We start from the raw sequence: 14,640 nt of genomic DNA, 5'->3' as shown, positions 1-14,640 counted from the left end.
TTGCTCGCTTTTCGGTTCTGCTCAAAACCTAAACGCTCACTTTCGCACCTTAATTGACGGGCTTCGAAAAGCAGGTCGTTCGACAATAATACGCATCGCGCTAAAATTTGAGGAACAATTTTCGCTTGATGCTAGTTATTGCTCGCGACCTAAGCGCTTTTCTTAGCACCTTAATTTATAACTTTTGGGTTTTTGGTGGTGGCTTCGACGTAATAGGTTTCTATGTTGTCTTTACCGTGGTGTTTAACTTTAATTTCCCAGTTGGGTTGTAGTAATTGTACGTTGGTTTCTTTGACGACTGAGTAATAGCCTAGGCGTGCGTCGATGACTTGGTCGTTTCGTTTTAGATATCTGTTGAAGTAAAGTGCTTCGACGGCTTTACGTGGGCTAATGACTTGTTTCTTAGTACTATTTGACCCTTCTGCGATATGGATATTATTCATCGCTGTTTGTTTGTAGCTTGTTGCTTTTCCATCATTTAAATTAAAGGTTAAACGGGCTTTATTATTATTCATAATAGGATAACCTTCAAAGGTTTGTTCGTAAGTGATTTTATCTGAACTTAGATCACTCAATTGATATTGTTTACCGTTATAAATACTATCTGCAATAAAATCTTTAATGTCTTTTAGGTTCTTATCGCTTACTTTCACAGTTTTGTCTATATCGCCTTCTAATGTCTTGTTTTTGTCTGATGTATCTAAGCTTGAATGTTCTTTAGCGTAGCTCGAGAAGTCTTTAGAGCGTGCTGTGATTTGTGCGAGTTTCGTATCTTTAACTTTCTTATTAAGTACGTCTGTAGGGACTTTAATTTCTTCTTGTTGAAAATTAACGTTGTTCCCACTTTCTGCGTCATTAATCTGTGCTTTATTGACTTTATCGATGTATATCATGACGAGTAAGATGTTGACGAGAATAAATACGAAAATGAATAGCGTCTTTGTGCGTTTCCAATTCATTTATTCAAGCCTCCCATCTTTATAGGCGTACCAATTGCCATCGTATTCTACGTACCATTGTGGTGTGAATTCACTATTGCGTTGAACTTCTATATCATCTTTATCTGGTTTGTCATCCATATCATAGCCGACTGCAATGTTGGTTACCTTTTCAAAGTCAATATTATTATTATTGGCAAGTGCTGAACGAACGGATTCGGCTGTAGGTAAGGTCTTAGGTTCTTCACTGTTCAGTTGAACGCTGCTCTTAAGTAATGAGCGTTGGTAATCGAAGACGCCTTTTTTACCCCATGTGACTTGAATTTCATTTAAATTCTGGTTGTTGAATGTAGGGTAACCATTCAAGAAGCGTTGGTAAGTCAGTTTACCTGTCTTATTATCTGTACTGAATAAACGATAATCTTCGTTAAGGAATCCACCATGGCCGTTGATAAATTCAAAGGTACCTGGAATTGTTTCTTCCATATTGCTTGAGCTTTTCGCGTCTTCAGATAGGTTTTTATAATGATACATTTCACTGTTATCGTCATAGTTCGCGACGCCTGTGTTGTTGTTATATGTTGTCGCACCACTTTGAGAGCTTCGTACGATAGTTGAATCTTCAAAGAGAATGGAATTCATTCGTTCGACGTTCATTGTTGAGAAGACCATACGATATGATTTTAAGTCTTTAGGTTTACTTGGCGCGAAGACGTGTGTTGCTTTATCGATAGTGTCTTTATTAGTGATGATTTCAGTATATGGTTGCATATCTGACTTAATACTGTCTAAGGCGCTATCTATATTTTTACCTTGTGCTGATGTTTTTAATTTCACGACTTCGTGACGGTCTTTACTTATCGCATAAAGCACCACGTGATTGTCATTATCTTGGTCTATAAGTAATCGATTGAAGTTAAAGTGGTTGGGTACGTTCGCATCGATGTTCAATACCTGACTTAAGTATGTCGTTAAAGGTAAATCGTATGTGAAATCTAGCACGGTAAAGTCATTACTTAGTTCTGGTATAACAAGGTTATGATCTCTGCGCATATGTGACACAGATTTAACTTCTTGATTCTTCAATGGCTTCGTAATGCTATCAAGTGCATCACCTGTTGAGACCGTTCCTTGTGGTTTATCATCCTTTGAATGAATGATCTGAAATGGTGTAACCGTGCCTTCCATGCTTGCTGTCATAGGTTTACTTAGTGGTTTCGGCTCGTTCTTTTTACTGCTATCTGAGTTAGTAACATTATTGAGGTCTGGTGTATAGTTCCAGACCAAGTATGTCAAAACGATACTGATGAGTACGAGAAGACCTAGGATAATTGATTTAATATGTTCTTTACTATTCATCCCAATCACCGTCTTCAATGATTTCACAAGGAAGTGTGATGAAGATAGACGTACCTTGACCTTCTACGCTGTTTGCCCAGATGCGTCCATTGTGCGCTTCTACAATTTCTTTGGAAATTGCGAGACCGAGTCCTGTACCACCCATCTTACGTGTACGTGCTTTATCAACACGGTAGAATCTATCGAATATTTTATCTACTTTATTGATTGGAATTCCAATACCATTATCTTTTATACGAATGGTCATTCTATTGTAAAGTGCATTTTGTTTCACATGAAACTCAACTCGTTTATCACCACGTGAATATTTCATTGCGTTAGTGATAACGTTGTCGAATACTTGTGTCATCTTATCTGGATCGATTTCTGTGAATATTGTTTGTTGTGGGATTTCTCTTACGAATGTTGTATCTTTCGCTGCCATTTCATGTCGATTAATAATTTTATTAATGTACATGTTGAAGTCAACGATTTCTTTAGTAATTTGGTCTGACTCGTTGTCCATTTTGGATAATTGGAGTAAGTCGTTAACGAGTCGTATCATACGTTCTGTTTCTTCACGTGTAACGGATAAGAATTGTGGTGCAAGGCTTTCATCTTGCCAAGCGCCTTCTTCGAGTGCTTCGATATAGCTGTTCATTGATGTGAGTGGCGTACGTAGTTCGTGTGAAACGTTTGCTACGAATTCGCGACGTTCACGTTCAACTTGTTGTTGTTCTGTTACATCATGTAACACGGCAATGTAACCTGTGACGAATCCTGTTTCTTGCACGATGGTACTAAAGTTGACACGTGCAATAATGCCCTCTTCTTCGTTAATATCTAATAAGAAGGAATCATTATTTTCTTGAATTTCGTCTAGTGAGAATTCATTTTCAAGGTTAAGAAGACCGAGCATGTAATAGCCGATAACGTCTTCTTTCGCGAGACCGAGCATCTTAAGCGCCATATCATTCGCAATACGCACGCGTCCACGGCGATCTGTCGCGAGGATACCATCACTCATATGTGTGATAACTGAATCTAGACGGCGTTTCTCACTTTCGGTGTTAGCCTGCGCCTCTTGCACACGTTTAGATAGGTTGTTGAAAGCAAGTGCGAGCTCACCGATTTCGTCGTTACCATAAATCTTCACACGTTGAGTATAGTTACCCTTAGACATCTCAACAGTCTGGTTACGCATATCGGTAATTGGTTTGGTAATCGTTCGGGCGATAAAGAAACCGAGGATTACTGTGATGAATAATGATATAGCTGTACCGACGATAAAGATTTGGTTAATGTTATTGAGTTGGTTATATACGTCGTTGATTTTCGATTCTATGTAAATATCACCGATAGTTTGTTTGTCGACTTTAACTGGTATGTTATAAACCCAGACACGTTCCTTACCACTACCATAGTCTTTAAGGACCATGTGGTTGTTGGTTTCACCGAGAGAAAGTGCCTTTTGGACGGAACCGTCATTCGCTTTTTGATTAATTAGACTACGGTTAGACTGCTTTGTCGTAGCCATAATAATTTGGTCTTTATCAACGAAGCGAATTTCTCCGATTTCTTGACGGTTGGCATATTCACTCAAAAGGTTTTGGATATCCTTTTGAGCGTTTACCGTACCTTTGTCATTATCGTTATAAACTTTTTCTATATTAACATCTAACTGCTTCGCATATTGCGTTATGTTCTTTTTAAAATTATCTAGTAATTCTTTTTCTAAACTATTAGTAAAATACAAACCGATGATTTGCATACCAATAATAATCAGTAATACATAAACAATAACGAGTTTAGTGTGAAGGGATTGTAATTGTTTAAGCCACTTCATAGGATGTTGCCTCTAATCATGTTGTTGGAGGAAGTATCCAACGCCTCTACGTGTCACAATGTATTCTGGGTGCGATGGATCGTCTTCAATTTTTTCGCGTAAACGACGAATCGTTACGTCAACTGTACGTACGTCACCGAAATAATCATAACCCCACACTGTTTGTAATAAATGTTCACGTGTCATTACTTGACCCATATGTTTAGAAAGGTAGTGGAATAATTCAAATTCACGATGTGTTAATTCGATATCTTCACCACGTTTTTTAATTGAGTAAGCGTCTGGGTAGATGACGATATCTTTGATTGTTATTTCATTTGTAGCGCCACTCACTTCTTGAGCTGGTTGTGAATAATGGCGACGTAAGTTTGCTTTCACACGTGCGATAAGTTCACGCGTGCTGAAAGGTTTTGTTACATAGTCGTCTGCACCAAGTTCAAGTCCTAATACTTTATCAATTTCTGAGTCTTTCGCTGTTAACATGATGATTGGAATTTCGAATTTTTTACGTACTTCGCGACATACTTCCATGCCATCTCTGCCTGGTAACATGATGTCTAAGAGTACGATATCTGGTTCTTCTTCATAGATTAAATCTACTGCATCGTTACCATCGTAAGCGCAGAATACTTCGTATCCCTCTTTCTTCAAATTAAATTCTAAAATATCAGCAATTGGTTTTTCATCGTCGACAACAACAACTTTTCTAGCCATATATTTTAACCTCTTTTCTCAAAGTGTAATTCTTCCGTTCGTTTAATTATGTGAAGGCTATATTTTTCTCTATTATACCTTGTGAAAGGTGATGTATGTAATATATATAGCGCATAGTTACCTAATATATAATTTACCATTTATGAACGGGTAATTCTATTTTTGTATTAAAAATTATAGAATAATATTATTTATAATTTTACCATTGAAATACTGTATTACAAAATATGTTGAACAGTTGCAAATAGCTCAAATTATCTATATATCAGTGTTTTCATTATTTTGTAATATAAATATTTGGTGTAAAACGTATGCTTATGCGATTCTCCCTTTTGAAAATGTAAACAAATAGCGTAAATGTTAAGTTTTTATTGCAACGTCATGGATATTGTAAAGTGAGCGTTATGTCTGGGTGAGGATAGAGTTATTACTTTATATGAGTGGATGGATTGTAACAGGAATAAAACGGATATGAAGGTATAAAAAATGCCTACCCTATTGGGTAGGCAATACGGTCCCGACGGGAATCGAACCCGCGATCTCCTGCGTGACAGGCAGGCGTGTTAACCGCTACACTACGGGACCTATCATGGTGACTCCTACGGGACTCGAACCCGTGTTACCGCCGTGAAAGGGCGGTGTCTTAACCGCTTGACCAAGGAGCCGTTCTTAAGCACAAAATAGATTATAGCATAGCTCATCTTTTCATGACAAGCTATTTTTTACATAAATTTAACAATATTTTTTAAGGGTTAATAAATGAGAAATATTGCTATAAAAGTGTTGATGGCGCCGTTTAAAACGGGATTGCATATCGCGTATTCAACTACTTTCTTCTATATAAATAAAGTAAGACCGACTCGTTGTAATGAAACAAGTCGGTCTTCTTTGAAGCTGGGATATCATTAATGATCTCAGCTTTCTTTTACACCTTTGTTTTACCATAATTGTTCTAATAGGTTTGTTTGTTCACGGTCTGGGCCTACAGAGAAGATTGAAATGTGTACGCCACATAATTCTGAAATACGCTCTAAGTATTTGCGTGCATTTTCAGGGAGTTCTTCTAAACTGCGGCAGCCTGTGATATCTTCTGTCCAACCTGGAAGTTCTTCGAAGATTGGTTTACAACGTCTTAATTGATCTAAGTTAGCTGGGTATTCAGTGATTTCTTCGCCATCTAACTCATATGCTGTACAAATCTTAACTGTATCTAAACCTGTTAAAACGTCGATAGAGTTGATTGAAAGGTCTGTAATACCACTTACGCGACGTGAATGACGTAGTACTACTGAGTCGAACCAACCTACACGGCGTGGACGTCCTGTTGTTGTACCATATTCACGACCTACTTCTCTAATGTGATGGCCGTCTTCATCGAATAATTCTGTAGGGAATGGACCGTCACCTACACGTGACGTATAAGATTTACATACACCGATGACTTTAGAAACTGATGTAGGACCTACACCTGTACCTACTGTGACATTACCAGCAACTGGGTTACTTGACGTAACGAATGGGTAAGTACCGTGATCGATGTCTAACATGACACCTTGGGCACCTTCGAATAATACTTTGTCGTCTGCAACGTTAGCATCATCTAAGATTTTAGCTGTGTCAGTGACATATTCTTTTAAGCGTTGACCTGCTGCATAGTACTCGTCAAAGATTTCATCAAACGTAGGGCATGTTTCGTTGAACATTCCTTTGAAATAAGCATTTTTATATTCAATGTTTTCTTTAAGACGACGTTCGAATGTTTCTTTCTCTAATAAGTCTGCTACTCGAATACCGATACGTTGTGCTTTATCTACGTATGCTGGGCCGATACCTTTTTTAGTTGTACCGATTTTATTATCTCCACGACGACGTTCTTCATATTCGTCTTGAGCTAGGTGATAAGGTAAGATGACTTGTGCACGGTTAGAGATACGTAAGTTGTTAGTTGAAATACCACGTTCATTTAAACCGTCTAATTCTTTCAATAATGCTACTGGATCTACAACTACACCGTTACCGATAACTGCTAATTTATCTTTATAAAAGATACCTGATGGTACCAAATGTAATTTGTAAGTTTCTCCACCAAATTGAATTGTGTGTCCTGCATTATTACCACCTGAGAATCTAGCGATAACATCTGCTTGTTCTGCTAAGAAATCTGTGATTTTACCTTTACCTTCGTCTCCCCATTGTGTCCCAACTACTACGATTGATGACATAAGAGCACCTCCAAGTTTTTCTCGTTTAACCATTAGATATTCTACCAATATGCCTATGAGATTGCAAATAAAAATCGAACATTAAATTTGTTTAAGTTGTTTGCAATTGATTCATCTTGTTTTTACTTTTTATACAGTTTCATCGTTGTGTTATCAGTGCTTTTGAATTCATTTTCCGGAAAATGATATACATACTTCAAGTGATTGCAAAGAATGAAAACAAAATAAAAACCGTACAATAAAACTAAAAATAAGTTTATTGTACGGAAAAATAAATTTTATGTCATTTCTGCATGAGCATAATCAATGTCTGTAAATTTATTATATTGTTTCATAAAATGAAGTTTCACAGTTCCTGTTGGGCCGTTACGTTGTTTAGCAATTATGATTTCAATTTCACCGTTATCATCATTCGTTTGTGGCTCAAAGCCTGCATCATCGTCATCATCTTCATCCTCGCCACGATTGTAGTAATCATCACGGTATAAGAAAGCAACGATATCAGCGTCTTGCTCGATAGACCCAGATTCACGAATATCACTCATCATTGGACGTTTATCCTGACGTTGTTCAACACCACGTGAAAGCTGACTCAGTGCGATAACTGGGCATTCTAGTTCACGGGCAATGGCTTTAAGTGTACGTGAGATTTCTGATACTTCTTGTTGACGGTTGTCTGAGAATCGAGAACCGCTACCTTGAATTAATTGTAGATAGTCAATCACTATCATATCTAAGCCGTGTTCTTGTTTAAGACGGCGACATTTAGATCGTAAGTCATTAATACGAATACCTGGTGTATCATCGATAAAAATCTTAGTTTTTGATAATTTACCAACTGCAATCGTAAAACGACTCCAGTCTTCTTCTGTCATCGTACCAGTTCTTAAGCGGTTTGAATCTACGTTACCTGAACTACAAATCATACGCGTTGCTAACTGGTCTGCACCCATCTCAAGCGAGAATATGCCTACTGTAAACATATCTTCATGTGTCGCAACTTTTTGGGCAATATTAAGAGCGAAGGCAGTCTTACCCACGGAAGGACGAGCCGCTAAGATGATTAAATCATTACGGTTAAACCCAGCAGTCATTTGGTCGAGATCTCGATAACCTGTTGGAATACCAGGCGTTTGACCACTATTTTGGTCGAGTTCTTCGGCAGTCTCATACACTTGTCCTAAGACATCTCTAATATCTTTAAACCCGTCACTTTCTCTTGTAGAAGAAAGTTCAAGGATACGTCTTTCGGCATCACTTAGGATTGTATCTAGTTCTAATTCATCATTATAGCCATCATTTGCAATACTATCTGCCGTTTGAATTAACTTACGTTTTAACGCGTGTTTAAAGACGATATCTGTATAATATTGAACGTTTCGCGTTGTTGGAACGTTAGTCGATAGCTCTGCGAGATATTGAGGGCCACCCGCTTCACTTAAGCTTCCATCACTAGATAGTTGATCCATAAGTGTGACAACGTCGATTTCTTTGTTATCTTCATTAAGATGCATCATTGCTCGGAAGATATGTTGATGGGCGCCTCTATAAAACGACTCAGGAAGGAGGACTTCCTGAGTTGTATTAATCAATTCTGGATCTATAATAATGGCACCTAAGACAGATTGTTCAGCTTCATTGCTATGCGGCATTTGATTTTGCTCATACATTCCATCCATTGTTTGCTTTACACCTCTTATTTCAATCCATCTTTGTTATTTTCGAAATTACTGTTCTACTGTGTGTACTCTAATTGTACCTTCAACTTCTTTATCTAATTTAACTGGCACATTTGTATAACCTAACGCGTGGATACCATGTGGTAAGTCCATTTTGCGTTTATCAATTTTAATATCATGTTGTTTATTTAATGCTTCGGCAATTTGTTTAGTACTGATTGAACCAAACAATTTACCGCCTTCACCTGTTTTAGCTGATACTTCAACTTCGATGTTTTCTAATTTTTCTTTAAGTGCTTTCGCATCATCAATTTCTTGTTGTCTGTCTGCTTCAGCACGTTTATTTTGTTGTTCTAATTGTTTTAAGTTACCAGGAGTTGCTTCTACAGCATAGTTGTTTTTAAGTAAGAAGTTGTTTGCGTAACCTACTGGTACGTCTTTTACTTCGCCTTTTTTACCTTTACCTTTAACATCTTGTTTGAAAATTACTTTCATGCATCTTCACTCCTACTCATTTGTTCTGTAATTGCTTGCTGTAATTGTTCTATAGCATCTTCTATAGTGACACCTTTAATTTGTGTGGCAGCATTTGTAAGGTGTCCACCACCACCTAATGCTTCCATCGTTAATTGAACGTTGATAGAACCTAGTGAACGTGCAGAGATACCGATGAGGTTATCTTCACGTTTAGCCACAACATAAGATGCCTCGATACCTTCTAAACTTAACAACTCGTCGGCTGCTTGTGCAACCGTAACAGGATGGTAGATTTTATCATTTGAACCATGAGCGATTGCTACGCCATGATCTTGTAATTGAACCGTTCTAATAAGTTCTGAACGATTAATATAAGTATCTACATCATCTTTTAAGAAGTGTTGCGTTAAGATTGTATCTGCACCATGCGCACGTAAATAACTTGCAGCATCAAATGTTCTTGAACCTGTTCTTAATGTGAAGTTTCTAGTATCTACTATAATACCTGCATACATGACTGTTGATTCTAAACGTGTCAATCTTTGTTCAGTTGGTTGATATTCTAATAATTCAGTAACAAGCTCTGCAGTTGAACTTGCATATGGCTCCATATATACCAATAGTGGGTTTGAAATAAAGCTTTCGCCACGTCTGTGGTGGTCAATAACGACTTTACGGTTTGCTTTATTTAAGACATTTTCATCTAAGACCATTTCAGGCTTGTGCGTATCCACGACAACGACTGTCGTCTTAGACGTCATCATATCCCAAGCTTCATCTGAAGTGACAAAGCGTTCTTTCAATTCTGGTTTCTTATCAATTTCGTCCATGACACGACGTAAAGTCGGATCAATATCTGAATCATTGAGAACAACAAAGGCTTCTAAATTATTCATTAATGCAAAACGTGAGACACCAATTGCTGCACCAATTGCATCTAAATCAGGGCGTTTATGTCCCATAATAATTACCTTGTCGCCTTCAGTTAATATATCTTTAAGTGCGTGAGAAATTACTCGGGCACGTACACGCGTACGTTTCTCCATAGGGTCAGTCTTACCACCGTAGAAGCGAACGTTACCATTCATATTTTTAATGGCTACTTGGTCGCCTCCTCGACCGAGTGCTAAGTCTAAACCAGATTGAGATAAATCCCCTAGGTCAATAAGGTTCTCTGTACCTTCACCGACACCGATACTTAAAGTGAGTTGTGCACGGTAACCGACACTTTTCTCTCTCAACTGACTTAAAATTTCAAAGTTTGAATCTTCAAGTTCTGCTAATATCTTTTGGTTAAGATATGCAACGAATTGATCAGAATTATAACGTTTGAAATAAATATTGTATTCTTGTGCCCATCTGCTAATGACACGTGTAACCATTGAGTTGATTTCTGAACGTTGTGTATCGTTCATATTCTGCGTAATCTCGTCATAGTTGTCTAAGAACAACGTTGCGATAATTGGCTTTGAATCTTCATACAACTCGTTGGTATGTACGCTTTCTGTGATATCAAAGAAATATAAACAATGTTCATTCTCTGAATATCGCACATGGTAATGATAATTGTTATGTTCAATTTCTACTTCTTGTACTTTTTCTAATTGTTTCAATATGTTAGGAAAGACTTCGTTTACATTTTCAGAAATCACATTAGTTTCAACGTGTTCTGTCATGAATTGGTTCATCCATTCAATGTGGTTATCTTCATCTAACACAATCATCCCAATCGGCAAATGTTTGATTGCTTTATTGCTACTTGCCGAGATGTGACCACTTAAATCATCCACATAATTATCCATTTTAAGAAAAGCTTGTCTCAATAACACGCCACTAATAATAATCATCACGACGAGGATTGCTGCAGCAATGCCAGCGACGATTTGGTTGAAAATAAACCATACGATGACTAATGCAATGGCTGTAAGTACCATGAGTATAAAAGGTATGAGCAATGCTTTTTTAGTGGATTGACGGTTCATTCTTCCACCTCTAATCACTTAGTTAATAATCATTTTTTAATAATTCGTTTTAAATTAATACATAAATCAATAACTCCAAGTAAACCAACGATATGTGTCATCGGTGTAAGTAGTGTCCCCACCACCATTAATAAAATCGTTACAGCATTCGGCCATCTCTTAGCTTTACCGAAGAAATGTATAACGCTTAAACCTTGGATATACATCACTAATGATAACACAACCTCAAAGTTCAAGACGATACTTTGGAATATACTTGGTTGGTTCGCAAACATTACACAAATAAGAACTATAAGATAAATCCATAATAGTACACGATTCATTTGCCATGCGAATAATGGCTTAAAGATCGGAGTTGCGACCTTAAACTTACGTAAGATAGGAAATGTAATAATCAGATTAATTAAGATTAAAAGGAAAATGACTATAATAAGATAACTAGGGAGTTGGACCGTTGATTGTCGGAAACCTTCCTCAAGAATCTGTCTATAGTTAGAATTTAATCCACTTGTTAAGATGGCATCATACATCGCATCTTTAAATGGCTTAATTAATACGGCTGCTTTTGGAATTTTTTCGAATGTTTGTAATAACATGAATCCAATCAATGTTATTAAACTCAATGAAACCGTTGAAACATAAAGAATTCTTTCTTTTGAAGTTCTTTCCTTAAGTAATTGACCGATGATAAAACTTAAAATTAAGATAAGTACCATCATACTTAAGACAAATGTATTACCTAATAACGTTGTCAGAATCACTGTTACTAAAGCGCTAATTCCAAATGATTGTACAGAGCGGTTCCATAGCACGATGCCAGGAATCGTTGCAAATAAACATAAAATTAAGCCGAGAATAGGTAATACATGTGTTACTAAAGCGACTATCAGTAATGAAATAGTTGCAATAATAGTTGCTTTAGGTTGTATTTTTGAAAACACACACGCCACTCCCATACTTTTTGACTATAACTTCTATTTTAACCTCTTTGCCAAAAATTAACAATAAAGCGCTACTTTTAATGACTTCGTCATTAATTAGTAGCACTTATGCTAAAGACATACTTACTTTGCTTAGCCAAAGTTTAGTATGTCTAAATATAGCTGTGTTTATTTCCTTTTAAATTGTTTTAAGTTCAAGAAATGGTAGAGGTTTGGAGCCCAATCGTTAAAGTTTAGAAGGAAGCCGTCATGTCCTACATTATCTGGCACAAAGAAATGGCGATGATATTTAAATCTCTCTCCGACTGCTCTTACTTGATCATCTGGATAAAGTAAATCATCTATAAACCCCATCGTTAGAACTTTTGTATCTAATGATTGATAGACTTCATCAACATCATCTCGTCCTCTATCAATATTGTGACTATCTAAGACGTCGAGCAGTGTTAAATAACATTGTAAATCAAAGTTTTTCTTGAATTTATTTCCTTGATATTGTTGATACGTTACAACTTCATCTGGTGTAAATCGTTGGTCATAACTTTTAGAGGAGCGGTATGTTAAGAAGCCAAGTTGTCGAGCGATACTTAAGCCTTCCTTCCCACCAAGATGAATTGCTTGTCGGGCGATCTCGTTGAAAGCACGACTGTATGATGACGTTTTACCAGTTGCTGCGAGAATAATGGCTTTGTCGATTTGAAATTGATTATTATACAGCAATTCCATTGCTTGCATACCACCTAGACTTGCTCCAATTAGGATGTTTATCTTATCGAAGTCTAGTGCTTTGATACCTTTTTCAATCGCTTTAACAATATCTCGTAATGTAAGATGCTGTGGAAAATTAGGGTCATTAAGTTTGGAACTTGAACCAAAGGGACTACCAATAACGTTGAAAGTTAGAAATTGATAATCATGACGTGGAATATAACCACCATCTATAATTTCACGCCACCATCCATGTTTCTCGTCTGTTCCATAAGTTAAGTGATTACCTGTTAATGCGTGACAAACAACAACTAATGGTTGACCTTTATATCCAACGTGTTCATAGCGTAATTTTAAATTATTAATGGTTTCTCCTGATTCAGTTGTAAATGTCCCTAATTCTAACGTATCTACTCTGTAATTCGTCATCGTTAACGCTACCTCCTCTTACAAAAAAGCTTCCTACTCAAATGAAAAAGTAGGAAGCTGGTCAGTACTTATCATTCGAGATTCTCGTTGGTTGTAGCACCGTGCTATCATTAGTCGGTTGCTGAAGCATCGTCGGGCCAATTCCCTCAGCTTCTCGAAATAAGATTTGTTGAATTGATTTGTATATTGATGTTGATTAAATTTCAATCTTAAATAGTCTGAATTTTCTAATTAATATAATATTAACTAAAATGGTTTATGACTTCAATACTTTGCTGTCATTTTCAGGAGTTAAAAGATTAAACGTAAACAAGCGATAGTAATAATACCTCCAATTATTGTGATAGTAAGGCTACGTGTGAAAATGGCAAGGAGTACTGTTGGTATAATCGCAATAATATATGACAAATTGAGCGTATATCCAAAGGTGTTATCGTGTTGTTGTATGACGCCATCAATGACAAGTGCGGTAAATAATGTGATAGGAATAAATGAAAGCCATTTAACGACAATTTCAGGTAAATGAACTCTAGATATCATCATAAAGGGAATAATTCGAACGAGTAACGTTACAATTCCACATAAAATAATAAGTATCAGTGTGTGTAAATCTGTTGTCATTTATCCATCACCACCCCTAAGGCTGCAGCGAATGTTGCGGCTATTAATATTGCTACATATGAAGGCATCACTAAACTTAAAAGAAGCATCATTGTGATTACACAGATAATTAAAATTATATATATACGAAATCTTGATTTCTTCACTGACTCAAATTGAGATATACCTAGGAAAATGAACATTGCAGTAATCGCATAGTCTAATCCAAGTGCATTAGGATTAGAAATATATTTGCCGAAAAGGGCGCCGGCCACACACGAAATAGTCCAAAAAAGATATGCTGTGATATTAAGACCATGAAGCCAACGATCATTAATCTTTTCACCTTTAATATATGGCGTAATGGCAACTCCGAAGGTTTCATCGGTTAATAATGTACCGAGACCTACCCTATTCCATAATCCATATTGTTTATAATTAGGCGCCAAAGTCATACTTAATAGAAACATACGTGAGTTAACGATAAGTGTGGTCAACACGATAGCAGATATTGGAGTACCTGTAATCGCTAAAGCGCAAACAATAAATTGTGCGGCACCGGCGTAAATAATGAGACATAATAAAATAATTTCTAAGATACTAAAGTTTTGAGAGGCTGCAACGATACCAAATGATAAACCTACTCCGGCGTATCCAAATAAAGTAGGAATACATTCTTTTACCCCTTGCTTAAATGAAAGATGGGTCATTTGATCAGCCTCCATTCCACTTTCTAAAATAGTAAAATAAGTCTATTATATTTGGA

Annotated in this window: 12 protein-coding genes, 2 tRNA genes and 1 riboswitch; all 14 genes read right to left on the bottom strand. The window is 36.7% G+C overall.

What is annotated here, in order from left to right:
* Nucleotides 1-170: 170 nt before the first annotated feature.
* Entirely contained in the window at nt 171-959 is a 789-nt protein-coding gene (locus HMPREF2642_RS01980; RefSeq protein ID WP_030065550.1) for a two-component system regulatory protein YycI, read from the bottom strand.
* The gene (gene yycH / locus HMPREF2642_RS01975) at nt 960-2,297 is read right to left on the bottom strand and encodes a two-component system activity regulator YycH (RefSeq protein WP_002434631.1); all 1,338 of its coding nucleotides are present in this window, start codon (nt 2,295-2,297) and stop codon (nt 960-962) included.
* Entirely contained in the window at nt 2,290-4,122 is a 1,833-nt protein-coding gene (gene walK, locus HMPREF2642_RS01970) for a cell wall metabolism sensor histidine kinase WalK (protein WP_002434451.1), read from the bottom strand. The genes yycH and walK overlap by 8 nt, the downstream gene beginning before the upstream one ends.
* A 12-nt stretch (nt 4,123-4,134) precedes the next feature.
* The gene (yycF, locus tag HMPREF2642_RS01965) at nt 4,135-4,836 is read right to left on the bottom strand and encodes a response regulator YycF (protein WP_070597612.1); all 702 of its coding nucleotides are present in this window, start codon (nt 4,834-4,836) and stop codon (nt 4,135-4,137) included.
* A 512-nt stretch (nt 4,837-5,348) separates the two neighbouring features.
* Nucleotides 5,349-5,421, bottom strand: a tRNA-Asp gene (locus HMPREF2642_RS01960).
* A gap of 5 nt (nt 5,422-5,426) precedes the next feature.
* Nucleotides 5,427-5,501, bottom strand: a tRNA-Glu gene (locus tag HMPREF2642_RS01955).
* Nucleotides 5,502-5,774: 273 nt separating this feature from the next.
* Nucleotides 5,775-7,058, bottom strand: coding sequence for an adenylosuccinate synthase (locus HMPREF2642_RS01950; protein WP_002434422.1), 1,284 nt, complete (start codon nt 7,056-7,058; stop codon nt 5,775-5,777).
* 278 nt (nt 7,059-7,336) lie between these two features.
* On the bottom strand, nt 7,337-8,737 hold the full coding sequence (gene dnaB, locus HMPREF2642_RS01945) for a replicative DNA helicase (protein WP_002434020.1): 1,401 nt from the start codon (nt 8,735-8,737) through the stop codon (nt 7,337-7,339).
* Nucleotides 8,738-8,785: 48 nt separating this feature from the next.
* The gene (rplI, locus tag HMPREF2642_RS01940) at nt 8,786-9,232 is read right to left on the bottom strand and encodes a 50S ribosomal protein L9 (protein WP_002434521.1); all 447 of its coding nucleotides are present in this window, start codon (nt 9,230-9,232) and stop codon (nt 8,786-8,788) included.
* Nucleotides 9,229-11,196, bottom strand: coding sequence for a DHH family phosphoesterase (locus tag HMPREF2642_RS01935; RefSeq protein WP_023349981.1), 1,968 nt, complete (start codon nt 11,194-11,196; stop codon nt 9,229-9,231). The genes rplI and HMPREF2642_RS01935 overlap by 4 nt, the downstream gene beginning before the upstream one ends.
* Before the next feature lie 29 nt (nt 11,197-11,225).
* A complete protein-coding gene (locus HMPREF2642_RS01930) occupies nt 11,226-12,152 on the bottom strand; it encodes a YybS family protein (protein ID WP_030062315.1) in 927 nt (308 codons plus the stop codon).
* A 153-nt stretch (nt 12,153-12,305) separates the two neighbouring features.
* Nucleotides 12,306-13,274, bottom strand: a complete 969-nt coding sequence (locus tag HMPREF2642_RS01925; protein WP_030062313.1) for a homoserine O-acetyltransferase MetX — start codon at nt 13,272-13,274, stop codon at nt 12,306-12,308.
* A 65-nt stretch (nt 13,275-13,339) separates the two neighbouring features.
* Nucleotides 13,340-13,440, bottom strand: a riboswitch (SAM riboswitch).
* A gap of 125 nt (nt 13,441-13,565) precedes the next feature.
* Nucleotides 13,566-13,895, bottom strand: coding sequence for an AzlD domain-containing protein (locus HMPREF2642_RS01920; RefSeq protein ID WP_030062311.1), 330 nt, complete (start codon nt 13,893-13,895; stop codon nt 13,566-13,568).
* A complete protein-coding gene (locus HMPREF2642_RS01915) occupies nt 13,892-14,584 on the bottom strand; it encodes an AzlC family ABC transporter permease (protein WP_002434554.1) in 693 nt (230 codons plus the stop codon). Before HMPREF2642_RS01915 ends, HMPREF2642_RS01920 begins: the two co-directional genes overlap by 4 nt.
* Between the last annotated feature and the right edge of the window lie 56 nt (nt 14,585-14,640).

It is taken from the genome of Staphylococcus sp. HMSC055A09 (assembly GCF_001809655.1).
Lineage (GTDB): Bacteria > Bacillota > Bacilli > Staphylococcales > Staphylococcaceae > Staphylococcus > Staphylococcus capitis.
The sequence above is the reverse complement of the archived record's forward strand: the minus strand, read 5'-3'. Positions and strand labels throughout refer to the sequence as shown.